Source organism: Thermalbibacter longus (assembly GCF_023806485.1).
GTDB lineage: Bacteria > Chloroflexota > Chloroflexia > Thermomicrobiales > Thermomicrobiaceae > Thermalbibacter > Thermalbibacter longus.
Map to the genome: position 1 here is coordinate 1 of NZ_JAMSLR010000008.1, position 23,184 is coordinate 23,184.

Below are 23,184 nucleotides of genomic sequence, written 5' to 3' on the forward strand. Positions count from 1 at the left end.
CACCAGGTAGAGCACGAGCGCCGTCCAGCGGCCGGGATCGCCCGAGTAGCGCGGGTGTGCGCGGTCGGGTGATGTCTCCCAGCGCCACACTTCGCGGCCGCGGAACGTGAGCGGGCGGCGGCCCGTGCGCTCCAGAATAATGTCAGTGTGTTCGTATGTCATCGGCCTCCTCCCTTCCGGCCATGTCTGGTGAAACCCGGTGAAAACCTGTGAAACCCTGTGAAACCCGGTGAAACCCAGAACGTGGCGGCGACCGTGGCATAGTGACGCCCCTCTCCCCTAGGTCTCGAGCCAGTCCAGCAGCGTCTCCGCGTAGGCGGTGACCTGCTCTGCCGGCAGGCCAGTGCCGTGCAGCACCTCAGCGGCGGCGCGGAGGGCGCTCATGCGGAGCATGCGTCGCTCCCGGTCACCAGCCGGGGCTGGTGGGATTGCCGGCGCGCTGGCTACCGGCTCGGAGGCCTCGTGCACGGCTGGTGCCTCGTGCACGGCGACGATCCGCGGGTATTCGGCCGAGCCGTTGATCGAGACCACGGCTGTGGTGCCCGCCAGGAGCTGATCGACGATCTCCTTGCTCCAGGCGAAGTAGACGCCGCTGTCCGTCCGGATACGCCAGTAGGCCTTGCCGTTCTGGCTCTGCCGCTGCTCCACGGCCAGGACGGTGACCGTCTGCCGCTGTGCCATCTCCCGACTCCCTTCCGTGCCAGTCTCCCTGGGCCAGGCGGCCCATTCGACGCGCCGCTGGTGGAGGCCTCCACCAGGGCGCCGCTGGGGCACGGGCTAGAAGAGGTACTCGAGCAACCGGCGGGCCTGCTCCTCTTCCATGAGATCGACCTCGATGCGGTGGAGGCGGGCCGGCTCCGCCTCAGGCTCCGGCTCGGCCTGGGGCTGGGGAGGCCGCTCCCCAGCCGTGGCCTGCTGGCGCTCGACGTAGAGCTCGACCGCCATCGCGTGCTTGCAGACGATCCCCAGCTTGGGGCAGCGGAGCTGGCTGTCCGGGCACGTGCACTCGCCGCTGATGTGATCGACCAGGTAGGCCTGGCCCTGGCCGTTCACGACCACGTAGCGATCCGGCTCGCCGTAGAGCGGGAAAACCTTACCGGCCTCCACCAGCTCGACCGCCTTGGCATACCGCTCGGCCACCGCCTTCGCCTGCTTCGCCGTCATCGCCATTGTTCGCCTCCCGCCTTGCTCAAAGCTATCATTCTCTATTACAAGACTAACACAACGTGAGCACGTTGTCAAGAGTTGTTGCATGGACTGTTGCGATCGTGCTAGGATCGTTCGGGAAGGAGGTGTACGGGTGAGCGTGAAGACGCTCAGGCAGTGGCGCTATGAGAAGGCGATCGGGCTCCGCGAGCTGGCGCGGCTCTCCGGCGTCTCCATTGCTACGCTTACGGCGATCGAGCACGGCCGGAGCCGCGGCTATCCAGCTACCTGGCGGAAGATCGCCAGCACACTCGGAGTCGATCCTCTCCAGATCGCCGAGTACCGGCGCGCCGTCGGGCTCGACGCCGAGCGCGACGCGACAGAAAGCGAGGGTAGCGACCGTGAAGCCTGAACGCCGCAGTGGCTCGTACTCGACCCGCGTCTCCTACGTGGACCCGCTCACTGGCCGCCGGCGCCAGAAGCGGGTGACGGCCAAGACCAAGCGGGAGCTCGACGTCAAGGTGGCGCAGCTCAAGGCGGCGCTCGCCAGCGGCAGCTACACCGAGCCAACCAAGATCCCGTTCGCGTCCTACCTCGAGCACTACCTAGAGACAGCCGACCTGGCGCCGCGCACCCGCGCAGCCTACGGCCTGGTGGTGCGCGCGCTCGTGGCGCCACGGCTCGGCGCGATCCCGCTCAGCAAGCTGACCGGCTGGCATGTCCAGGAGCTCTACAACGCCGTGCGGGAGACCAGCTACGCGCAGCAGGTGCAGGCGGTCGTCTCCGGCGCGCTCCGGCTGGCCGTGCGCGAGGGGCTGCTCGCGCGCAACGTCGCCGAGGGCCTGACGCCGGGGCGCCGCCAGCGGGAGCCACGAGTGCCAGCAGTCTGGACGGCTGCCGATCTCCGGGCGTTCCTCGACGCCGTCCGCGAGCACTGGCTGTTCCCGCTCTTCCGGACGGCGGCGCACACCGGCCTGCGGCTGTCCGAGCTGGCCGCGCTCCGCTGGGACGACGTGAGCCTGGACCTGGCACGGCTCTTCGTCGGCAAGTCGAAGAGCGCGGCAGGCCGGCGCCGCGTCGCGCTCGACAGCGCCACCGTCGCTGTCCTCGAGGCGCACCGTGCCGACCAGGAGCGGCGCCGAGCGGCGCTGGGGAGCGAGTGGCAGGAGCACGGCCTGGTCTTCGACCGCGGTGACGGCCGGCCGGTCTCGCCGCGCACGGTCGAGGCCACCATGGCGCGCTACGTCCGGCGCCTGGGGCTCCCGCCAGCGACGCCGCACACCTTGCGCCACACTCATGCCACGCTCTTGCTCTCGGACGGCGTGCCGCCGCACGTGGTGCAGCAGCGGCTCGGCCATGCCAGCGCGCGCACCACGCTGGACGTCTATGCGCACGTGCTGCCCGTGAGCGAGCGGGAGGCCGCCGAGCGGTTCGCTGCCAGGCTCGCTGCGAGCGAGCGTGACCAAATCGTGACCATAGCGGCCGAGCGGGGCGCGAGAGTGGCGTCAGAATAGGCAGTTAGAGGATCTTGCGCATAAGCGCACTTATGCGCAAGAAATCGACCGCCGACTGTGAGCAATGATCTCGCACGCTAGCCTGGCCGTGACGGCTTTCCGTGTGGTCCAGTCACCCGGAACAGCGGCTGCCTGTGAGTCGTACGCAGGCCGAGCGGCGCCGTGACGCATGGTCAGGACTCCCTCGCGCGCCGCGTCGCGAGCGCGCGCTGGGCCTGCTGGTGCGCGCGCAGCGTCGGGTCCGGAATCCGATCGCGCGTCAAACGCAGTGTCCATGCGACAGCTTCCTCGAGCGTGATCAGGTTTCCCACCGAGACGAAGACCGGCGGTGCGCCTGTTTTGGTACGAACGACCATCCCGATCGTTTCAGTACGGTCCACGAGCGGCGCTGTCGATCCGCGTTCTCGTCCCGGTTCCGCGTATCGACCAACGAGCTTCGACTTTGCGACGCCGATGGTTGGGATGCCGAGCATAACCCCGACATGGCACGCCAGGCCGAATCGCCTCGGGTGCGCCCTGCCCTGCCCATCAACAAAAAGAAGATTAGGTTTCGCCTCCAGGGAGTTCACGGCGTCGACGATAGCTGGAGCCTCCCGGAAAGAGAGAAAGCCCGGGATGTAGGGAAAGTCGACGTGACGCCAGAGCTCGCGCACCTCACGTACCATGAGCCCGTCTGCGTCAGTGGCTACGGCCACAGCGACTGCCTCGCCTCCAGCGATATGCACGTCCGCGCCGGCAACGACCTGTGGTTCGTGCGTCAGCGGCCGCTCGATCACCTGGGCCGCGAGCTCGCGCTGCAGTGCGCGCAGTTGATCGAGGTCAGGTCTGCCCGGAGTCTTACAGGCAGTCATTACGACGAGATCCCCCGTCACTAGGTGAAGCGCGCGTCTGGGGTCAAGCGTGCCCCACGCCACCAGTCGATTGCAGACAGCGATTTGCGTCCCTCTGGGACTACCACCTGTAGGATGACAGGCACGCTTCCTGTTCCGACGAGCAGGTGATCCCGGTCGACGTGTATTTGTCCCGGAGCCAGCATGTAATCGTGATGGGATATGTCGAGCGATGTGACGATCAATCGCCGCCCGTCCACCATCGTCCACGCCCGAGGCCACGGCTGCATCGCCCTCACCAACCGCTCGATCTCTTCGGCCGGCTTGCTCCAGTCGATGCGTGCGTCTTCCTTCGTCAAGGGTCTGGTATAGCTCGCCTGGGTCTCATCCTGCGGAATCGGGACAATGTCCCCTCGCGCGTACCGTTCCACCAGATCTGGTAGCGCCTGAGACGCTAGGACCGCCAGCCGCGCCAGTAGTTCACCGGCAGTCTCTCGCGGTGCGATCGGCACACGGATCTGAGCCAGGATCGGCCCTGCATCCATCCGCGCGGTCATCTCGATGATAGTGATCCCCGTTTCCTCGTCACCGTTCAATATGGCGGCCTGCACCGGGGACGCGCCACGATAGCGCGGTAGCAACGAAGGATGAACGTTCACCGCGCCGCGGAGCGGCAGCCGCAATATAGATTTGGGCAGGATCTCACCGTAGGCGGCTACGACGTAGATGTCCGCCACTACCTGCTCCAGCCGTTCTCGACTGCCAGGTGCGCGCAGTGACTCTGGCTGGAAGACCGGCAACCCCATCTCTTGTGCTGTCTTCTTCACCGGTGGCGACATCAGCCGCTGCCCGCGACCCGCAGGCCGATCCGGCTGCGTCACGACGAGGCTCAGCGTAAACCTGGGATCGCTCGCCAGTGACTGAAGAATCGGCACCGCAAACTCGGAAGTTCCGAAGAAGACGATCGTGATAGCCATCGGCTACGCTGGCTGGCGGGTCGCTCGCCGGACGGCGGTCGTTGCCAGAAACTCGAACGCGCTTCGCACGTTGTGTCCCGTCTTCGCCGACACCACGGCATGTGGGGCCTGTACTAGCCGGGCAAAGACGCGGCCCCAGAACAGCGGGAAGGTCGGGACCAGGTCAGCCTTGTTCCCGACGATCAACAAGCCGGCATCGGGGGCGAATTCACGGCAGCGGCGATACCACTCGATCAGCCTCTCCAGTGTCTGAACGTTCGTCACGTCGTACACGAGCATGGCAGCCTGCGCTCCGAGGTAGAAGACTGGCCGGTTCCCACTCTGGCCCTCGATATCCCAGATGGCGAGCTTCACCGGCGAATCGTCGATTCGGAACTCCTGTGTCGTGATATCGATACCAAGGGTGACCTGCCGCGCCTGGCTGAACTTTCCCCGCGCGTATCGTCGAACGAGCGACGTCTTGCCGACGTTCCCCTCGCCACCGACGATAACCTTGAGCGTTTTCTGCATCACTGCCCCCGGATGGTCCCGACCTCGGGTCGAGGCTCAGTATAGAGCGGCCATACGGGGCCGATCAACGTACAATCGAGTGTCGGAGCGCCGCGTCGAGGAGACCAGAGGTTGCCGCGGCCCACCGAGGACCCGGTGAAAGAAATCGCAATGGACGAAAGGCGACGACCGTTCCGCCTCTACCCGCTCCTGACCCTGGGCATTCTTTTCCTTGCGCTCGCGCTGCGCCTCATCGGCATAGACTGGGATCAGGGACATCTTCTCCACCCGGACGAGCGCTATCTCACCATCGTCGCGGTCGATCGCATTCACTGGCCACAGGATCTATCCACGGCGATCGATGCAACACGCAGCCCGCTCAACCCACGTGCGACCGGCCCCGATGGGCACCCTCAGCCATTTGCCTACGGCACGCTCCCTCTCTACCTGGTGAAGTTCGCAACCTGGATCGGGGATCGATGGTTCGATCTCTCCTTGTGGCCCTATGCCCGTGTTGCATACGTAGGGCGTTTCCTGACAGCCCTCGTCGATGTCGCTACGGTCTTTCTGGCGATGCTCTTTGCTCGCCGAGCATTCGGACGAGCGGCCGCCCTGCTCGCGGGACTCTTCCTGGCCCTCAGTGTCATCATGATCCAGCAGGCACATTTCTTCGTCGTCGATCCCTGGACGACCTTCTTCACGATGGCGACTCTCCTCTGTGCTCTCCGGCTCGCTGAGGACTCGCGGGCACGCTGGGCAGTGCTGGCCGGCGCTAGCTTCGGAGCGGCACTCGCGACCAAGGCCAGCATCGCGCTGCTCGCCTTGCCGGTGTTGCTCGTCATCGGGCGACCGGCCTGGTCAGCGCGGAGGCAGGTACCACTGCTTCACATCGTTCGCCTGCTCGGCGCGTTCGGCGTAGCGGCGTTCACAGTCTTTGCTTTGTTCGAACCCTATACGCTCCTGGCGCCTCGCGCTTACCTCGCCGACATTCGCCTCCAGTGGCAGATCGCTACCGGGGAGGTCGATGTCCCCTACACCCTGCAATACGTCGGGACCACTCCTGGCATCTATCAGGTCGAGCAGCTGGTCAAGTGGGGGCTGGGACCCGGGCTCGGCATCGCGTGTCTTATCGCGCTCTTGGTCGCTGTTCGCCGCTGGTGGCACGGCCGTGGTGTGGCCGATCTGATCCTGCTGAGCTGGATCGCCGCATACAGCGCGAGCATCGCTGGATCGGACACGAAGTACCTTCGCTATCTGCTTCCGATCACGCCACCGCTCGTCATCTTGGCCAGCTCCGTGCTCGGGTCGTGGATCAGCCTCGAGCGTCCGCGAACTCGCCGGCGTCTCGCAGCGCCTACGACTGGCGGCGTGATCCTCCTGACTGCCCTGTGGGCTCTAGCTTTTATGTCGATATACGGGCAACCTCATCCGCGTATTGCTGCCTCCCGCTGGATGCTCGAGCACATACCGGCTGGATCCGTCATCGGCGTTGAGCACTGGGATGATGCCCTCCCGCTGAACCTGCGCGATACGCCGGGATCCGATGACGCGTTCCAACGCGTGACCATGACTTTCTACGATGTGCGGCCGAACGAGGAGGCATTCGAGTACATCGCGCAGACGCTCGACCAGGTCGATTACATCGTGCTGTCGAGTGATCGTCTCGCAGGATCGATCCCTCGACTTCCATGGCGCTATCCGGTGACCGCGGAATACTACCGGCTGCTCGAGAGCGGGCAACTTGGATTTCAACTGGTATACGAGGCTCGATCCATTCCTCACCTCGGCTCGCTGGCTCTCGACGACCTGCACGCAGACGAGAGCTTCACAGTGTACGACCATCCCCGGGTGCGTATATACCGAAAGGTGCAGCAACTCTCACGGTCGCACCTGCGCGAGCGATTCGCATGGGCACTCGCGCAGCCCTTCTCGCCTGGTCGGGACGAGCCTCCCGAGTACAAGACCCTGCTGGGTCGCCCTGTCTCGTCGCTCCCGGCTGCAAGCGATCTGGGTTGGTCGCAGCCGCTCACGGCTTCCGAACCGGTGGCCGTCATCTGGTGGCTGGTGCTGGTCTCGCTACTCGGCGCCTGCGTCTTGCCCCTGATACCGATCCTCTTCCCAGCGTTTCCCGATGCTGGCGTCGGCTTTGCTCGTCTCCTCGGTTTGGTCGTCGTCGGCTATCTCACCTGGTTACTGCTGAGCCTAGATCTGATGCCGTTCACGATGCCCTGGCTGCTCGGGCCAACCGCGATGGTGGCGGTGGCCGCGGCAGTGAGCGCGCGCCTGCCCCCTGGTGAACTCGTGGCCACGCTGGGACGCCGTGGACCCATGATCCTCGCCAGCGAGGCAGCCTTTTGGGCAGCGTTTTTCATATTTCTGGCCTTCAGGTGGCTCAACCCGGACCTGTGGCACCCGTTTTTCGGTGGCGAGAAACCCATGGAGCTCGCCTACATCAACGCCATCGCCCGCAGCTCGACCTTTCCACCCTACGACCCGTGGTTTGCTGACGGCTCCATGAACTACTACTACTATGGCTTCTATCTGGTTGCCCTCCTCTGGAAGCTCACTGGCGTCGATCCTGCTATCGGGTTCCAGCTCGCTATCGCGACGCTTGCCGGGATGTTCGCTAGCGCGCTTTTCAGTGTCGGTTCAGCGATCTCCCGCCACCTTCTTCCGCATGCGCACGCAAGGCGCGCTTCGATACTCGCCTCCGGAGCTATGACTGTTTTGCTCGGCGCCTTCACCGGAAACCTTGACGCGCTGCGCCAGGTACTCTCCCGAGGCACCTGGAGTATCGACTTCTGGCAAAGCTCTCGCGTGGTGACCAATGCGATCACGGAGTTTCCCTTCTTCACCTTTCTCTGGGCAGATCTTCACCCCCATGCCGTCGCGCAGCCGCTTCTCGTCTTGCTCCTTGCGCTGGTCTTCAGCCGCTGGCTAAGCGCCCAGATGTCGCCGCACACCGGGAGCGTGCTGCTTGTCGGGATGGGCGTTCTCGTCGCGGGTTCAATCGCGGTGACGAATGCCTGGGACATTCCACTGGCAGCTCTGCTTCTCGCGGCCTTCGCTGTCGGGCCCCTCTTGACGCTGGAGAAGCCCTCGGTGCGGGCGTTTGCGACCGCCCCGCTGGTGGCAGCAGGATTGCTCGGCGGGTGCTGGCTCCTCTTCGCTCCCTACTTCACCCGGTTCGTAGCGGTCGTCGGGGGCATCGCTCCGACGTCGAACGGCACGGCCACTGATGAGTATCTGACGCAGTTCGGCATCTTGCTCGGCTTGCTGGCCGCGGCTGTCGTCTGGTGGCTGGTTCGTGACGGTTCCACCTGGCAGACGGGCGGCGCCCGCGCAGCTCTCTTCGGTGCCAGCGCATCCCTCGCGGGCTACTGCCTCGGCGCTCTCGCATTCGGGCGTCTCTTCGGAATCCATGTGGAGTTCGAATGGTCCACGCTCATCACGCTGTTGCTCCTGAGCACGCTTGCTCCCTTCGTGGCGTTGGGGCTTCTGGGTGGGGACTCGGGTCACCCAGAGCTTCTCAGCAGTGTGTTCCTCTTAAACGCAACTGCCGGCTTGCTGATCACCTTGCGCCCTACCGCCGGCATTACGCTCCTCCCGTGTCTCTTGCTCTCTATCGCCATACTCCGCGTGAGACAGAGACCAGCGCTCGCCTTCGTCACGCTCTCTGCCGCGGTCGGGCTCTGGATTACCTTCGCTGTCGATCTGGTGCTGATTGTGGACGATCTTTTCCGATCCCCCTGGGAACGGATGAATACTGTCTTCAAGTTCTACCTCGAGGCCTGGTTGCTCTTCGCCGTCGCCGCTGGAGCAGTGACTACCTGGCTGGTGAGTTCACTGTGGCGAGCTACCAGCGAGCAAGCCCAGGTAACTCTGGGGATCATCTCGCGAAGAGCCGCGTCATTCAGACCGTCGTCCGCAGGACTTCGCGCCGCCAGTGCCAGGCTCGTGCCGTATGCGTTGCTCGGCGTCAGCCTGGCGCTCCTCGCAGCGGGGCTTGTCTATCCAGTTCTGGGCACGCCCCAACGCCTTGCCCAGCGCATGCCGACCACACCGGCTGCCGGTAGTCTCGACGGATACTCCTGGATGCGCGGAGCCTCGATTACGAACGCGCTCGGCGAGCCGATCACCTTCACTGGTGACTACTACGCGATCCAGTGGCTGCGCGATCACGCGACCGGTCACGCAGTGATCGTCGAGGCAAGCATCGGCCCCTACCGGGGGAACGGTTCCCGGATCTCCTCAGCCACCGGCTTGCCCGCGGTCCTCGGGTGGGATCGGCACCAGCGCCAGCAACGGCTGACACCCGAGATCGACCGCCGGCTGCTAGACGTGCGGGAGCTGTATTCGACCACGGACCTCGAGCGTAAACGCTGGATTCTCCGGCGCTACAACGTGCGCTACATCATCGTCGGTGACGTGGAGCGGCGGTGGCGCATCAACTGGCCGTTCGCCGGCGCCCAGGCCCAAGCGGAGCCGTATGCCTCCGAGGCTGGGCTCGCTGCATTCGAACAGCTCGAGGGGACTCTGCTACGGCGCGTATTCGAGTCCGGGAAGACCGTCATCTATGAAGTCATCCAGTTCCCGAGCCTGCCGCCGGCAAGCCGAGCCGATTGACGATGAGTGCTGGCGAAGCGTTCGTCCAGGCCACACTCTGGTACGCGATCCTCTCCGCTCTAGGCTGGATCGGCTACCCGCCTTTGTATCGCGCCTGCCGGGTCTTGCCTGACGGCGGGTTGTCGTTGCTCCGCGTAACAGGTTTGCTCCTCACGATTGTCCCGATCTGGTGGCTTGCCGATACGTTCCAGCTTCCGTACAACGCGACGAGTATCGGTATTACCGCCGCCGTCGTGGGCCTTGCCGGCTGGGGTTATGAGCTCGCCTCCCCGCAGGCAGTCCCATTCCTCAAACGACGCTGGCGTCTCGTCTTGGCTCTGGAGGGGCTGACCGCTGCCGCATTCGCGGTGTATCTGGTCTTCCGCGGCTTCCACCCAGACATTGCGTACACCGAGAAGCCGATGGATCTCGCGTTTCTCTCGAGCGCCATGCGTGCCCAGCGATTGCCGGTTCCCGACCCGTGGTTCGCCGGTGAGCCCGCCAACTACTACGTCCTCGGTTACGTCGTCGCCGCCTCTCTTGGCAAGCTCGCGGGCGTCCCTCCAGAAGTGGCGTTCAACCTGGAGCTGGCCACCCTCTTTGCCCTCGCGGTGATCGCCGCATTCGGAACTGGCGCCAACCTGGCTCGACTCTGGACGCCAGGAGGCCACCGACGACACCAATGGATCGGCGGTACGGCGGCAGCGTTGCTACTCGCTGGCCTGGGCAACCTGTACACTCCCTGGCAGCTCCTAAAGAGCCCTCAGGCGACCCTCGACGCGTCGTGGTGGCAGGGCATCGGCTGGCGGGCGTCCCGGGTCATCGTGGACAGCGGCTTCCCTTGGACTGAAGAGTCCAGGCCAACGATTAACGAGTTCCCCGCGTTTTCGTTCGTGCTGGGAGACCTCCACCCGCACCTGCTCGGGTTGCCTATCGTGCTCTTGGCTCTGGCGCTGGCCCTGGTCTTGATCCTCGATCCGCTCAATCGCTGGCTGGTACCGCTGACTGGGCTGGCTTTGGGCAGCATTTATGCGGCGAATTCCTGGGATATGCCGACTGCTGCGCTCGTCTGCCTGGCTGTCCTGGCAGTGTCGCGGGCTGCTGCCGGTCCTGTAAGAAGAGTCCTCAGCGCCGGATTATCGCTGCTCATCGCCGCCGTCGTATCGCTGCCTTTTAGCAGCCGCTACATCCCGTCCTTCGGTGCTGACGCGGGTCTGGTCCCCGAGCCGTTGGCCTCTCTTCCGATCCTCGGTACCATCGCGAGAACTCTGGGAATCGTTATCTGGTCGAGGAGCTCGCTACGAGAGCTGTTGCTGGTGCACGGGCTGTTCCTGGTGATCGGATGGCTGCTCGCGGCCTATGTCTTCCAGCGCTGGCGCGAGCGCCCTTCTTCAACCGTCGTTATCGCAGCGGTCGGCGCGGTGACGGCTCTGGCTTTCATCGCGCGCTTTCCGGCGCTAGCACTGTTCGCGTTGCCAGCGGCTTTCTTGCTCTGGTCGTCAGCGACTTCAGGGGTGTCGAACCCCGTGCGGTTCGCCGCGGTGGTCACTGGAATTGCCTGGGCGATGATCACCGCCGTGGAGATCTTCTATCTCCAAGACGCGTTCGGTGACCGCATGAATACCGTTTTCAAAGTCTATTTCCAAGCATGGTCACTCCAGGCAATCGCGCTCGGTGGTGCACTGCCGGCATTGCTCGGCTGGCTACGCGCCCACCGCCAGCGGTTGGGCACAGGCATCATGGCTTTGGCTGCCCTCCTCGCCCTCGGTGCTGCCACTTACCTGCCGATCTCAGCGTATCGCTGGACTGATGGCTTCGCGCGCTGGTCGGGGCTGGATGGGCTCCAGTATCTCCGGGAAGCAGCTCCGAGCGAGATGGCCGCAATTGACTGGCTTCGGCAGCAGGCGCCACGCGACGCGGTAGTCGCGGAGGCTCCGGGTTGTTCCTACGGCGTCACCAACGGGGTCCCACACAATCGCGTGTCGATGGCAACCGGTATCCCGGCGATCCTCGGCTGGGGTGGTCACGAGTACCAGTGGCGACGAGGTGACCCGGCAGGACTCGCTGAGATCGAAGAGCGGCGGTCGGATGTCGCGTCTATCTTCGAGAGCCCGGATAGCGCCTCCCTAGAGACACTGCTCGATCGATATCGAGTGACGTTCGTGTACATCGGCATACTCGAACGCCACGGGCTCGGCCAACAGTGCACGACGCTTCAGCAGACCGACGTGGCGGGTCTGGAACGTGCGCTGGAGTCGATCGGCTGGCGTCGGCTCTACTCCAACGGTGAGGTGGCCGTCTACGGGCATCCGGCACAGCAGACTTCAACCAGGAACGTCGCCAGCGAAGCGCATCGCTAATGAAGAAACGCGATTGACCGGCGCGCTAGTCTGTGATAGGATTCGCCTCGGTCTCGCCACCGTTGTGGCGAGTTCGGTGTTTCCTGTCCTGACGACGAGGAGGGATCCATCGGCACGTCACGGCCAATCCGTGTCAACGAGCGCATCCGAGTGCCCGAGGTGCGCTTGATTGACGAGAACGGAACGCAGATCGGAATTGTGCGAACCAGCGAGGCCCTGCAGATCGCGCGCGAGCGCGGGCTCGACCTTGTCGAGGTGCAGCCGAATGCGGTTCCACCGGTCTGCCGCCTGATGGACTACGGCAAGTACCGGTACGAGGAGAGCCGTCGAGAACGCGAGTCCCGCAAGCGCCAGCGGACTGTGGAGCTGAAAGAAATCCGGATGCGACCCCGGATCGACACGCACGATTTCCAGACGAAGGTCCGTCAGGCGCAGCAGTTCCTCGAAGACGGCGCCAAGGTGAAGGTCACAGTACTGTTCCGCGGTCGAGAGATCGCTCACCAGGAACTCGGTGAGCGGCTGCTCCAGCGGATGGCGGAGCAGCTCCGAGATAAGGCATCGCTGGATCAGCCCCCGCACCTGGAAGGGCGAACGATGGTTATGCTGCTCTCGCCGGCTCAGACGACGTCGACCAGCGGTTGAGAGATCGCAACCATCGCTTGTGACTACGGTTCGATCCTGTGGAGTGAGAGGCGAATCATGGCGAAAGTCAAGATGAAGACCAGGCGCGCCGCCGCAAAGCGGTTCAAGATCACGGGCACCGGCAAGATCTTGCGCATGCGCGGGGCCCGCGGCCACAACCGGACGAAGAAGTCCGGGCGAACGATCCGCGCGTTCGACAAGATGGTCGAGGTGCACCCGTCGGACCGGCACCGATTCAAGCGGTTGCTTCCCTACGGGTTGTCCTAGCCGACAGTATCGAACACGGCAGCGAAACGAACAGGAATTCCCGCTCCGTTCCTGGTTCACGGTTGATCCGGCTCGACTCGAGAGAGGAAGGGAACTAACGAATGGTTCGCGTCAAGCGGGGCGTAACCAAGCGCCGTCGCCACAAGAAGATTCTGAGGCTGGCCAAGGGCTACCAGCTCACCCGCAGCAAGCTGTACCGCCACGCGAACGAGGCGGTACTCAAGGCGCTACGCTACCAGTACCGGGACCGGCGCCAGCGCAAGCGTGACTTCCGCCGCCTGTGGATTATCCGGATCAACGCCGCCGCTCGCGAGCACGGCATGCCCTATCGCGAGTTCATCCACGGGCTCAAGCAGGCCGGGGTAGAGATTGACCGCAAGGCGCTCGCGGACATCGCGGTTCGCGACGCCACCGCCTTTGCTCAGCTCGTGGAAGTAGCCAGGCAGGCTCGCTAATGCCGTGGCCGAATCCGTCATCACTAGCCTGAGCAACCCCTGGGTCAAGTACGCCCGCTCGCTGCATCACCGGCGCGTCCGGTATCGGGAGCGGGCTTTTCTTGTTGAATCGCCGCGGATTATCGCTGAAGCGCTGGCTGCCGGGTTCAGGCCCACCCTTCTCCTCATCGCGCCAGCGCGTGCTGGTCATGAATACGACCAGCTTATCGACGTGGCCCGCGCGCGCAACACGCGAGTGCTCGCCGTCAGCGAGCAGGTGCTCGATCGGGTGACAGACACCGTAACTCCTCAAGGACTGCTGGCAATCTTTCCCTTCCCGGACGTGGCCCCTGTGCTTCGACCTCGTGAATCACCATTGATCCTGCTCCTCGACGGCATACAAGATCCTGGCAACCTCGGCACCTTGCTTCGATCAGCACTCGGAGCCGGCGCGCACGCGGTCTACCTGGCACCCGGCACGACGGACCCGTATGCGCCCAAGGTAGTTCGCGCGGCAGCAGGTAGCCACTTCCATCTGCCTATCCGGCCTCTGGCGTGGGATAGTCCAGAGAGCTTGCTGGCGAACTGCTCTCAGCGCCTCGCAGCCGAGCCTCACGTTGGACTTCCCTACGACCAGGTCGATTGGACCCGGCCATCAGCGGTGTTGATCGGCAGCGAGGCCCACGGGCTCTCGTCATCGGCTCGAACAATGGCGACGGGCTCCGTACGGATTCCGCTGCAAGGTGGCCTGGAGTCGCTCAATGCGGCGGTCGCCGGCTCGGTCATCCTCTTCGAAGCCGCTCGCCAGCGTCGTGCCGCGTCCAGACGCTAATTGCGCCGATTGCCCATACCGATGGGCTTCTTGCCTCCAACGCCCGGATTCCGGCATGGACTTGAGAAATTTGCAATTTGTGCTATAGTGACGGTGATCTCTATGTGGAGGTCATGTCTAAGAGGGAAAAGGGGGGTAGAGATGCGCAAAAGCGATCTGATCAAGGCGGTTGCCGACAGGTCGGGCATGCGCCAGAGCCAGGTTGCCCCGGTCGTCAACGCGGTGTTCCAGACGATCCAGGAGGCGCTGGCATCGGGCGAAGAGGTGAGCATCGCTGGCTTCGGCACATTCCGGATCAGCGAGCGAGCGGCCCGCGAGGGGCGCAACCCGCAGACGGGCGCCCGGATCACCATTCAGGCCCGCAAGAGCCCGAGCTTCCGCCCGGGCACGCAGCTCAAGCGCGCTGTCGCCGGGCGCTGAGCCCATACCGCTCGTCTACTTCGGCCCCGAGCGCGGCGTCCCCCGTCGCCCTCGGGGCCCTCTCTACCTATCTGATTGAGCGCGGTTTCAACCTCGACGATCCTTCGCCTCAGCCTCGACCGCAGACTGCTCGGCGGCGACCCGCTCGAGGCGCGCCAAAAGTCCGGCGCGCGCCGCCTGCGCAGCGGCCTGCACGGCCCTGCGCATGGCATAGGCATCGGAACGGCCGTGGGCGACGTAGACCAGGCCGTTTACGCCCAGTAGCGGCACACCCCCGTACGTGCGATAGTCGAGCCGTTGCATCTCGCGCCTCAGTGTCGGTCTCAGCATCAGGCCGAGCAGTGCCGTGTACCAATGTCGACGGAGCGCATCTCTGAGCACGCGCTGGATAAGCGCCGCCACGCCCTCGGCCGTCTTCAACAAGATATTGCCGGTAAATCCGTCACACACGACCACGTCCACCGGGCCGTCCGGAATCTGGTGCGGTTCGACATTACCCGCGAACTGCGCACCGAATGCCTGGGCCAGGAGGTGATGGGTTTCCCGGACCAGCCGGTTGCCCTTCTCCGGCTCCTCCCCGTTGCTGAGCAACCCGATTCGCGGCTCCTCCACTCCCCACACGGTGCGGACATAGCCCGCCGCTAGCGCGGCCTGCTGCACGAGCCACTGGGGACGCGGATCGACCACCGCCCCGGCGTCGATCACCAGCACCCATTTCCCAACTGTCGTGGGGAACGGGATGCCCAGCGCCGGGCGCTCGATACCTGGTAACCGGCCGAGGTGTAGAACCGCTGCCGCGACCACCGCGCCGGAGTGACCGGCGGAGACAACGGCACACCCTCGCCCGGCGCGCAGCAAATCCATCGCGACCACGATCGACGACCCCGGGCGTCTGCGAACGGCCGCAACGGCTTCATCACCCATGCCCACCACGTCAGGGGCATGGTGAATATGCACCAGTCCCCCCATCGCTGCGACGCCGACGAGCGGGCGGAGCGCATCCTCATGACCGACCAGAATGACCGGCACCCCGTCTGCGGCCGCTGCCTGGATCGCACCCTGTACCGGCGCCGAGGGCGCATGGTCGCCCCCCATCGCGTCGACGACGACTGGTAGCATCGGCTGGTGCAGAGAGCGCGCTTCTCCGGACACGGCCTGTTCCTCAGCCGTCTCACGCACCTGCACGTAATCTCGCCTGCGGGAACCGGTCACACGTCGCCAGCTCCACCGGCCTCCAGCATCGCGAATGTAGGAGCAGCTCCCACGCTCGCACGGGGTTGACGAGATGACCCCTGCGCCTCGGTGTGAGCAATCTAGATGTCCAGGTTGCGGACTTCGCGCGCATGCGTCTGGATGAAGCGCCGGCGTGGCGGCACAGCACTGCCCATCAGCATGTCGAACGTCTCATCAGCGCGCACGGCGTCCTCGATCGTCACCTGCAGGAGGGTGCGGCGAGCCGGATCCATGGTGGTTTCCCAGAGCTGCTCAGGGTTCATCTCGCCGAGGCCCTTGTAACGCTGTACTTCCCATTTCTTACCGTCGCCGCGGTTCAGGATGGCGTCACGCTCCTCGTCCGAGTAGACGTAGTGCACTTCCTTGCCGCTCTGGAGCCGGTACAGCGGAGGCTGGGCGATGTAGAGGCGGCCATCCACGATCAGGCTCTCCATATGGCGGAAGAAGAAGGTTAGCAACAGCGTCCGGATGTGCGCGCCATCGACGTCGGCATCAGTCATCAAGATGATCCGGTGATAGCGCAGCTTCGAGGGGTCGTACTGATCGCCGATAGAGGTACCTAGCGCGGTGATCAGTGCCCGGATCTCCTCGTTCTGCAACATGCGGTCGAGCCGGGCCTTCTCCACATTGAGTATTTTGCCACGGAGCGGCAACACAGCCTGGAAGCGCCGATCGCGCCCCTGCTTGGCTGAGCCACCGGCCGAGTCACCCTCGACGATGTACAGCTCAGCCCGGGCTGGATCGCGCTCGCTGCAGTCGGCCAGCTTGCCAGGCAAGCTGAACGTCTCCAGAGCCCCTTTGCGCTGCACCAGCTCGCGCGCCTTGCGCGCTGCCTCCCGGGCCCGTGCCGCGGTCACGCACTTGTCCACGATGCGCCGCGCCACCTGAGGATTCTCTTCCAGATAGGTCGTGAAGGCCTCGTAGACGACTGACTGCACGATACCAGCCACCTCGGCATTGCCGAGCTTCGCCTTGGTCTGGCCCTCGAACTGTGGCTCAGGCAGCATCACGCTGACGACGGCCGTCAGCCCCTCGCGCACGTCCTCGCCACTGAGGTTCGTGTCTGATTCCTTCAGAAACCCATTGCGTCTCGCGTACTCGTTGATCGCACGCGTCAGCGCCGCCTTGAACCCGGTCAGGTGCGTGCCACCGTCGATCGTATTGATGTTGTTCGCGAACGTGTGCGTCGACTCGCCATAGCCGTCGTTGTATTGGATCGCCACTTCGACTAGGCAGTTGTTGAGCTCACGCTTGACGTGGAACGGCCGGAGTTGCAGCACGTGCTTGTTCCGGTTGAGATGACGCACGAACGAGACAATTCCTCCCTCGAAGTAGAACGTCATCTCCCGGTCGGAACGCTCATCGAAGAAGGAGATCGTCAGCCCGCTCGTGAGGTACGCCACCTCGCGCAGCCGCTGCAAGACGACCTCCGCGTTGTACTCGATCGATCGGAAGATCGAACGATCGGGCAGAAAGGTCGTTGTCGTTCCCCGCTCGCCGGGTCCGGCCTCTCCGATCACCTCGACCGGCGTGACCGGCACCCCACGCTCGTAGCGCTGGCGATAGATCTTGCCGTCTCGTCGTACCCGCACCTCAAGCCACTCGGAGAGCGCATTGACGACCGATGCCCCCACGCCGTGCAAACCGCCGGAGACCTTGTAACTGCCTCCGCCGAACTTGCCACCAGCATGCAGCGTGGTCATGATGACTTCGAGCGCCGACTTCTTGAGCCTCGGGTGCGGATCCACCGGGATGCCCCGCCCGTTATCGTTCACCGTGACCGAAAGATCCTTGTGGATCGTGACCTCGATTCGATCACAGTACCCGGCGAGCGCTTCATCGACGCTGTTATCGACGATCTCGTACACGAGCTGGTGCAGCCCACGGGTATCGGTACTCCCGATGTACATTCCGGGCCGGCGACGAACGGCCTCGAGGCCCTCCAAGACCTGAATCGCCGACGCATCGTACTTGACTGTTTTGGTGTCCACCATGGTCACGACCCCTTAAGATTCAGATGACACGGTCCTCGAAGCCTGCTGCGCCAGGACAAGTGAGATGCGATCACGGTAAAAGATCATCGAGGCGAGCGCGAGTCCCGTGATCAGGTATGCATAGCTCACGAGCGCGAACGGTACCCCCCACGGAGTGGCAGTGAAGAGACTCAAGGCAATCGGAGCACCTGTCTGGATGATCATCACCACGACGATGAAGCGCACCGCTGGCCAGAACTGCGAACGCAGCAGGTGGTAGCTCAGGTAGAGCGCGCGTAGTGGGCCTGCCTGGGAAAGCACAATCGCTTCCTCCACGAAGAATGTGAGCAGGAACGCCCAGAGTGAAAGCGCGAACAGGAAGAGCGACACGATCGGCAAGATCAGCGCCTCGATGCCGATGATGACCGACAGTACGCTGGTGATGATGGCTGGCATCAAGATCAGCACGAACAGGCCAAGGAGGACGAGATAGACTCCGATCATCGTGAGCCCGTTCCGCAGCGCCGCCCGCGGTAGCCCCGTGCTGGCTGCCGGTTGCCCACGCACCAGCCTTCCCAGCATCGTCAGATAGCCCATACCCACAAGCACACCGAGCGCTGCCAGCGTCAGGGCCAGCGGCGGCACCAGCCACCACGGAACCTCTACGCTCCAGCTCAACGCCGAGAGCTGCGGCATCCGGTCGACGCCGAGTGCGAACACCAGCGTCGGGATCAAGACGCTCAGCAACAGCAGCAAGTTGTCGAACTGTGCCCCGAAATCCTGCACCAGGCTCTGCGCCTGACTGTCGGCGCCCGCCTGGCCCAACCACTGGGTCACTCGAGCGGTGAAGCCCACCGGTGACAAACGCGGGCCGAGCCAGTACACCAGATCGAGCAAGACGAGCATCATGACCAAATACGGCTGGCGATTCAACATTGCGTACGCCGAGCCGATCGTATCGATCACGCCAGGAATCGTTCGCCCCGCGCCGGCCTGGGAGACGTTCACCGCCAGCCTCTCAGTCGCATCAGTAACGCCCGAGCTCTCGCAGCCGCTCGTCGCTGATGCCGAAGTGGTGCGCCACCTCGTGAATCACCGTATCGCGCACGATCTGGCGCACCTCCTCCAACGTGCGCGCCCGCCGGCAGATCGGCCCCTGGAAGATCGTAATCACGTCGGGCGGCACCAGGTTGTACGACGATGTCCGTTCGGTCAGCGGAACACCCTCGTAGAGGCCGAAGAGCGTTCCTCGCACGATCCCTGCCGCTCGCCGGTGACGATAGTTCGGCTCCCGTTCGATCACGATCTCGACATTCTCGAGCGCTGCCGCGATCTCCGGTGGCAACTCCTCAAGCGCCTCGACGACGAGCCGCTCGAATGCCTGTCGTGAAAGTAGCATGGCAGCTCCCGGGCCGACTCACCACACCCGGGAAAGTATACCATTTTCATTGTCCGTACGCTAAAACCTGGCGGCGGTGAAGCCCGCTCACCGTTGGAGGGCCGCCTCTAGCAGAGCCTTGCCGATGGGTAGTGCGACCTCACTGCCTGAACCCGCGTTCTCGACGACCACCGCCACGACGTATTGCGGCTCTTCGCGGCCCGCGAACCCGATAAACCACGCATGGGGAGGGCGGTCACCCACCTCGGCTGTGCCAGTCTTGCCACCGACTATGGCGCCGGGAATCTGGGCACCAGAGGCATACCCCTGCTCGACCGACCAGCGCATCGCCCGCTCGATCTGTGCCGCCGTATCTGCTGACATGGCACGTCGCCAGGTTTCTGGTTGTCGCTGGTCTACCACTTCACCAGCAGGGGTTTGGATCCTGTCCACCAGACGGGGCACCGCGATCTGGCCGTCATTCACCACCGCCGCGGTGACGAGTGCCATCTGGAGTGGCGTGACCAGGAGCTGCCCCTGGCCGAAGGAAGTCTCAGCGAGGCCAGCAGGACTCGTGAGATGCTCTGGACTTACACTCAGGGCACTGGGTGCTACGGGCAGATCGAACGGGATCGGCTCACCGAACCCGAAACGCTGTGCGGCCTCGGTCAACCGGCTGGCGCCGAGTTCCAGCCCTAACTGGGCAAACACGACGTTGAGCGAATAGCCGTATCCCTCCTCCAGGGTATAGGAGACCCGGTTAGGATCAGGACGGTTCTGCTCGATGATGACGCGCGAATCGACGGTCAGGGCACCCTCGTCACGATACACCTTGTCGAGCGTCGCGAGGCCGCTCTCGAGCGCTCCGGCAAGTGTAATCGTCTTGAACGTCGATCCTGGCGGATAGCGGCCTTGAGTCGGGCGCAAGACCAGGCGACCATCGTTCGACTGCTGGAGCGATTCCCAGTACGTACGCGCGGCGGTCAGTTCCTCCTCGGAGGCGGTAGTGCCGACCGAGAGCTGATTTGGATCGAAGGTCGGTGCGCTCGCCATCGCGAGCACCGCTCCGGTATGCGCGTCGAGGACGACGATGCCACCGGGGCGACCACCGAGGAGCCGATCAGCCTGTGACTGCAGCTCCGGATCGATCGTGAGGACGATGTCGTAGCCCGGCGTCGGACGATTGAGAATGCCATCGACCCACTCGCGCAATCGCCGCGCCTCGCTCCGCCCGCTGAGGGCGGCGTCGTAGGAGAGTTCCAGGTTCGTGGCGCCGTAGAGAGCTGGGGAGTAATAGCCGGCCAGATAAGCCGCCGGGCCGAAGGGATAAACCCGCCGAGGCCGTCCATCGTCCCCCATCTGAGTCTCGGCAATGACGGTTCCATCGCTGGCCAGGATCCGCCCTCGCTGGGATTCCTCCTCCAGCGCTTGTCGCCGCGGATCGGCTACCACTTCAGTTCCGGTCGAGTAGATCCGAGACTGGATGCGCTCGCGGTCGAGCGCCTGCACCCGCACGAGCTGTGCCCCGACCAGCAAGAATCCAACACCGAACGCCGCCACCACGTGCACCATCGTCCGATCCATCGTCCGCACCTGGCGGCCGAGCGAGGGCCACAGGGCTATGCCCCACAGGAGCGCAAGCATGAGAAGCAGTGCGAGCCAGCGCGGATCAGTGCGATCTTCAGTGGTCGCCACTCCATACGCGACGATCGCGGTGGCGGCGACGAGTGCCGCAGTGCGGATGAACCAGCTCATCGACGCTCCCCCACCGACTCGCTGGCTTTGAGAAGCAGCCCGACGATCAAGAAGTTCGTCAGCAGCGAGCTACCACCAGCGCTGATGAAGGGAAGCGTGATCCCGGTCAGCGGCAACAGGCGGACGTTGCCGGCGAGAATAATCAACGTTTGCAACCCCAATACCACCGTCAATCCGGCCGCCAGCAGCCGGACGAAGGAGTCTCTGGCTTGCAAGGCGATCAGCATCCCCCGGGTCACGAGCAGCAGGTAGAGTCCGAGCACCGCCACCGTGCCGAGCAGACCCAATTCTTCGCCGATCGCCGCAAACGCGTAGTCACTCGCGACCACCGGGATGAACTCAGGGTGCCCGAACCCCAAACCGGTGCCGAAGATGTGGCCGTGCGCGAACGCGTAGTCGGCTTGGATCGGCTGGAAGCCGGCCTGGAGCGGATCGCTCCACGGATTCAGCCACACCTGGATGCGCACGCCCACATGGCTGAACAGGTGAAGTGCCACGTACACAGCCAGGGCGAACGTGAGCAGACCGGCAAGCACGTAGGCGACCCGACCGGTGGCGATGTACAGCATGGCCAGGAAAATCCCGAACAGTAGCAGCGCGTTGCCCAGGTCTCGCTGCAATACGACGACCAGGATCGACATGCCCCACATGATGAGCATCGGGAGGAGGTATGGCAACGGGGGAAGCGTGAGCGGGCCGAGGCGGTACCCCGTCGCGATCAGGTCGCGGTAGTCGTCCAGGTAAGCGGCCAGGAAGATGACCAGCAAAACCTTGACCAGCTCGCCGGGCTGTACGGTCACCACGCCGAGGTCGAGCCAGAGCCTGGCACCCTGGATTTCGATCCCGAAGATCATCGTCACGAGGATCAGCCCCAGGCCGATGATCGCCGCGGTGTACTTGTAGCGACGCAGCCACTCGAGACCTCGCAGGAAGGTCAGCGTTCCCCAGAGCAGCCCGAATGAGAGGGCCAGGTAAATGAGTTGCCGCTGGGCCAGCGTCGCCCAACCGGGATCATCTCGTAGCACCGGTTGGAGCCGCTGGCTCAGCAGCAAGCCCAACCCGCTCAGCATAGCGACCAGAGGAAACAACACCTGATCTCCGCTGAAGCCGATCAGGCTCAGCCAAACGCTAGTACCCAGAACGAGGCCCATGAACGCGAGGCTGACCCAGATGTCGGCCCAGGTCCAGCGAGTGGTGCCCGTGCCCGAGAGATAGACGGTCAGCAACCCCACGATCCCGAGGAGCGCTGGGAGCACGAGGAGCTGCAGCTCGAGCAACCGGATTCGCGCAGCCACCTGCTTGCACCTCCGCTCGACTCAGCAGTCGAGCAGGCTGATCCAGGATTCCTTCCTGCGGCTCATCCTACTCGGCCGGCAGATAGCGGCCGAGTAGCAAGCTGTAGCGGCGACGCACTTCGGTGGATACCGCATCCGGAGCCGTCACGATCGCCTGGGCCAGCGCGTCACCGCATGAGCAACTCGTCTCCCGTGGTAGCCGCGGGATCAGCTCCTTCAGCACGTCCTGGGCTGTCTGGACGTTGCGCTGCAGATTCTGGATGACCGTCGCCACGTTCACCGGCTCTTCGGTCACGTGCCAGACGTCGTAATCGGTCACCAGCGCCAGAATTGCGAAGCAGAGTTCTGCCTCGCGCGCCAGTCTGGCCTCCGGCATCGCGGTCATACCGATGACGTCGACACCCCACGAGCGATAGATCCGCGACTCCGCTTTCGTGGAGAATTGGGGTCCTTCGATGCAGATATACGTCCCCTGCGGATGGACTCGAGCTCCGGCTCGAGTCGCTGCCTCGAGCAAGGCGCGCCGCAAGTCGGGGCAGAATGGCTCGTCTAACGCAACGTGAACGACGGGGCCACTCTCCTCGAAGAACGAGCGTGCTCGTCGCACGGTACGGTCGAAGATCTGGTCCGGCACCACCAGATCCAGTGGCGCGATCTCCTCGCGCATGCTGCCGACCGCGCTGATCGAGATCACACGGCGCACACCCAGTTGCTTCAGTGCCCAGAAGTTGGCGCGGGCAGGCACGGCGCTCGGGCTGAACTGGTGGCGCAGGCCATGCCGCGGCAGGAAGGCGACCCGAACCCCCTGCAATGTGCCAAGCGTGATCGGCGCGCTCGGTGGCCCGAACGGCGTCTGGACCTCGACTTCCTCGATCTGCTCAAGCTCCGCCATCCGGTAGAGCCCGCTGCCGCCGATTACCCCGATCTCAACCTGCATCGTCTCCCCCTTCGGCCGGCCACACCCGCGCACCATTGTACCCAGCATCGATGGGCGATCGGGAGCGAGCGGCCCGCGCGACACCGCTCCCTCCGTG

The 23,184-nt window shown here is 64.3% G+C and carries 21 protein-coding genes; 9 read left to right on the top strand and 12 right to left on the bottom strand.

The window, feature by feature from the left end; genetic code table 11:
- Window positions 1-279: 279 nt before the first annotated feature.
- Together NET02_RS11250 and NET02_RS11255 are read right to left on the bottom strand one after the other, a co-directional pair.
- On the bottom strand, window positions 280-681 hold the full coding sequence (locus NET02_RS11250; protein ID WP_284057515.1) for a hypothetical protein: 402 nt from the start codon (window positions 679-681) through the stop codon (window positions 280-282).
- A gap of 96 nt (window positions 682-777) precedes the next feature.
- Window positions 778-1,170 carry an SWIM zinc finger family protein gene (locus tag NET02_RS11255; protein ID WP_284057516.1) on the bottom strand — a complete coding sequence of 131 codons (393 nt, stop codon included), beginning with the start codon at window positions 1,168-1,170 and terminating at the stop codon, window positions 778-780.
- Window positions 1,171-1,300: 130 nt separating this feature from the next.
- On the opposite strand from NET02_RS11255, the gene NET02_RS11260 reads away from it, so the two are divergent.
- Window positions 1,301-1,558, top strand: a complete 258-nt coding sequence (locus NET02_RS11260; RefSeq protein WP_284057517.1) for a helix-turn-helix domain-containing protein — start codon at window positions 1,301-1,303, stop codon at window positions 1,556-1,558.
- A complete protein-coding gene (locus tag NET02_RS11265; protein WP_284057518.1) occupies window positions 1,548-2,660 on the top strand; it encodes a tyrosine-type recombinase/integrase in 1,113 nt (370 codons plus the stop codon). Before NET02_RS11260 ends, NET02_RS11265 begins: the two co-directional genes overlap by 11 nt.
- 173 nt (window positions 2,661-2,833) lie before the next feature.
- On the opposite strand, the gene NET02_RS11270 is transcribed toward NET02_RS11265, so the two are convergent.
- From NET02_RS11270 to NET02_RS11280, 3 genes are read right to left on the bottom strand one after another with little or no spacing between them, the layout of a single operon-like run.
- The gene (locus NET02_RS11270) at window positions 2,834-3,511 is read right to left on the bottom strand and encodes an endonuclease V (protein WP_284057519.1); all 678 of its coding nucleotides are present in this window, start codon (window positions 3,509-3,511) and stop codon (window positions 2,834-2,836) included.
- Between the two features lie 20 nt (window positions 3,512-3,531).
- A complete protein-coding gene (fmt, locus tag NET02_RS11275; RefSeq protein ID WP_284057520.1) occupies window positions 3,532-4,467 on the bottom strand; it encodes a methionyl-tRNA formyltransferase in 936 nt (311 codons plus the stop codon).
- A 3-nt stretch (window positions 4,468-4,470) separates the two neighbouring features.
- The gene (locus tag NET02_RS11280) at window positions 4,471-4,977 is read right to left on the bottom strand and encodes a Rab family GTPase (RefSeq protein WP_284057521.1); all 507 of its coding nucleotides are present in this window, start codon (window positions 4,975-4,977) and stop codon (window positions 4,471-4,473) included.
- A 150-nt stretch (window positions 4,978-5,127) separates the two neighbouring features.
- Between NET02_RS11280 and NET02_RS11285 the strand changes: the two genes are divergently transcribed.
- From NET02_RS11285 to NET02_RS11315, 7 genes are all read left to right on the top strand, one after another.
- A complete protein-coding gene (locus NET02_RS11285; RefSeq protein ID WP_284057522.1) occupies window positions 5,128-9,582 on the top strand; it encodes a DUF2298 domain-containing protein in 4,455 nt (1,484 codons plus the stop codon).
- 2 nt (window positions 9,583-9,584) lie between these two features.
- Entirely contained in the window at window positions 9,585-11,921 is a 2,337-nt protein-coding gene (locus NET02_RS11290; RefSeq protein ID WP_284057523.1) for a DUF2298 domain-containing protein, read from the top strand.
- A 126-nt stretch (window positions 11,922-12,047) separates the two neighbouring features.
- On the top strand, window positions 12,048-12,563 hold the full coding sequence (gene infC, locus NET02_RS11295; RefSeq protein ID WP_284057660.1) for a translation initiation factor IF-3: 516 nt from the start codon (window positions 12,048-12,050) through the stop codon (window positions 12,561-12,563).
- A gap of 57 nt (window positions 12,564-12,620) precedes the next feature.
- Window positions 12,621-12,830 (top strand): 50S ribosomal protein L35, encoded by a 210-nt coding sequence (gene rpmI / locus NET02_RS11300; RefSeq protein ID WP_284057524.1) that lies wholly within the window; start codon window positions 12,621-12,623, stop codon window positions 12,828-12,830.
- Between the two features lie 101 nt (window positions 12,831-12,931).
- Window positions 12,932-13,285, top strand: a complete 354-nt coding sequence (rplT, locus tag NET02_RS11305) for a 50S ribosomal protein L20 (protein WP_284057525.1) — start codon at window positions 12,932-12,934, stop codon at window positions 13,283-13,285.
- A gap of 4 nt (window positions 13,286-13,289) precedes the next feature.
- The gene (locus NET02_RS11310) at window positions 13,290-14,096 is read left to right on the top strand and encodes a TrmH family RNA methyltransferase (protein WP_284057526.1); all 807 of its coding nucleotides are present in this window, start codon (window positions 13,290-13,292) and stop codon (window positions 14,094-14,096) included.
- Window positions 14,097-14,237: 141 nt separating this feature from the next.
- A complete protein-coding gene (locus tag NET02_RS11315) occupies window positions 14,238-14,516 on the top strand; it encodes an HU family DNA-binding protein (RefSeq protein WP_284057527.1) in 279 nt (92 codons plus the stop codon).
- A gap of 87 nt (window positions 14,517-14,603) precedes the next feature.
- Here NET02_RS11315 and plsX read toward each other — a convergent pair whose 3' ends face one another.
- The 7 genes from plsX to mtnP all read right to left on the bottom strand — a co-directional run bounded on the left by plsX (window position 14,604) and on the right by mtnP (window position 23,087).
- The gene (plsX, locus tag NET02_RS11320) at window positions 14,604-15,695 is read right to left on the bottom strand and encodes a phosphate acyltransferase PlsX (RefSeq protein ID WP_284057528.1); all 1,092 of its coding nucleotides are present in this window, start codon (window positions 15,693-15,695) and stop codon (window positions 14,604-14,606) included.
- Between the two features lie 134 nt (window positions 15,696-15,829).
- A complete protein-coding gene (gyrB, locus tag NET02_RS11325) occupies window positions 15,830-17,743 on the bottom strand; it encodes a DNA topoisomerase (ATP-hydrolyzing) subunit B (RefSeq protein ID WP_284057529.1) in 1,914 nt (637 codons plus the stop codon).
- Window positions 17,744-17,755: 12 nt separating this feature from the next.
- Window positions 17,756-18,730, bottom strand: coding sequence for a hypothetical protein (locus NET02_RS11330; protein ID WP_284057530.1), 975 nt, complete (start codon window positions 18,728-18,730; stop codon window positions 17,756-17,758).
- 19 nt (window positions 18,731-18,749) lie between these two features.
- Window positions 18,750-19,121 carry a metallopeptidase family protein gene (locus NET02_RS11335; RefSeq protein ID WP_284057531.1) on the bottom strand — a complete coding sequence of 124 codons (372 nt, stop codon included), beginning with the start codon at window positions 19,119-19,121 and terminating at the stop codon, window positions 18,750-18,752.
- 87 nt (window positions 19,122-19,208) lie between these two features.
- Window positions 19,209-20,855, bottom strand: coding sequence for a peptidoglycan D,D-transpeptidase FtsI family protein (locus NET02_RS11340; protein ID WP_284057532.1), 1,647 nt, complete (start codon window positions 20,853-20,855; stop codon window positions 19,209-19,211).
- Complete coding sequence (locus NET02_RS11345; RefSeq protein ID WP_284057533.1) at window positions 20,852-22,150, bottom strand: FtsW/RodA/SpoVE family cell cycle protein; 1,299 nt, start codon at window positions 22,148-22,150, stop codon at window positions 20,852-20,854. Before NET02_RS11345 ends, NET02_RS11340 begins: the two co-directional genes overlap by 4 nt.
- Window positions 22,151-22,217: 67 nt before the next feature.
- Window positions 22,218-23,087 (bottom strand): S-methyl-5'-thioadenosine phosphorylase, encoded by an 870-nt coding sequence (mtnP, locus tag NET02_RS11350; RefSeq protein ID WP_284057534.1) that lies wholly within the window; start codon window positions 23,085-23,087, stop codon window positions 22,218-22,220.
- Window positions 23,088-23,184: the final 97 nt, after the last annotated feature.

What these genes read in the sequence shown, in the direction of transcription:
- NET02_RS11250 (WP_284057515.1), bottom strand. Translation starts at nt 681, where the DNA reads ATGGCACAGCGGCAGACGGTCACCGTCCTGGCCGTGGAGCAGCGGCAG.
- NET02_RS11255 (WP_284057516.1), bottom strand. Translation starts at nt 1,170, where the DNA reads ATGGCGATGACGGCGAAGCAGGCGAAGGCGGTGGCCGAGCGGTATGCC.
- NET02_RS11270 (WP_284057519.1), bottom strand. Translation starts at nt 3,511, where the DNA reads ATGACTGCCTGTAAGACTCCGGGCAGACCTGACCTCGATCAACTGCGC.
- fmt (WP_284057520.1), bottom strand. Translation starts at nt 4,467, where the DNA reads ATGGCTATCACGATCGTCTTCTTCGGAACTTCCGAGTTTGCGGTGCCG.
- NET02_RS11280 (WP_284057521.1), bottom strand. Translation starts at nt 4,977, where the DNA reads ATGCAGAAAACGCTCAAGGTTATCGTCGGTGGCGAGGGGAACGTCGGC.
- NET02_RS11285 (WP_284057522.1), top strand. Translation starts at nt 5,128, where the DNA reads ATGGACGAAAGGCGACGACCGTTCCGCCTCTACCCGCTCCTGACCCTG.
- NET02_RS11290 (WP_284057523.1), top strand. Translation starts at nt 9,585, where the DNA reads ATGAGTGCTGGCGAAGCGTTCGTCCAGGCCACACTCTGGTACGCGATC.
- rpmI (WP_284057524.1), top strand. Translation starts at nt 12,621, where the DNA reads ATGGCGAAAGTCAAGATGAAGACCAGGCGCGCCGCCGCAAAGCGGTTC.
- rplT (WP_284057525.1), top strand. Translation starts at nt 12,932, where the DNA reads ATGGTTCGCGTCAAGCGGGGCGTAACCAAGCGCCGTCGCCACAAGAAG.
- NET02_RS11315 (WP_284057527.1), top strand. Translation starts at nt 14,238, where the DNA reads ATGCGCAAAAGCGATCTGATCAAGGCGGTTGCCGACAGGTCGGGCATG.
- gyrB (WP_284057529.1), bottom strand. Translation starts at nt 17,743, where the DNA reads ATGGTGGACACCAAAACAGTCAAGTACGATGCGTCGGCGATTCAGGTC.
- NET02_RS11335 (WP_284057531.1), bottom strand. Translation starts at nt 19,121, where the DNA reads ATGCTACTTTCACGACAGGCATTCGAGCGGCTCGTCGTCGAGGCGCTT.
- NET02_RS11340 (WP_284057532.1), bottom strand. Translation starts at nt 20,855, where the DNA reads ATGAGCTGGTTCATCCGCACTGCGGCACTCGTCGCCGCCACCGCGATC.
- mtnP (WP_284057534.1), bottom strand. Translation starts at nt 23,087, where the DNA reads ATGCAGGTTGAGATCGGGGTAATCGGCGGCAGCGGGCTCTACCGGATG.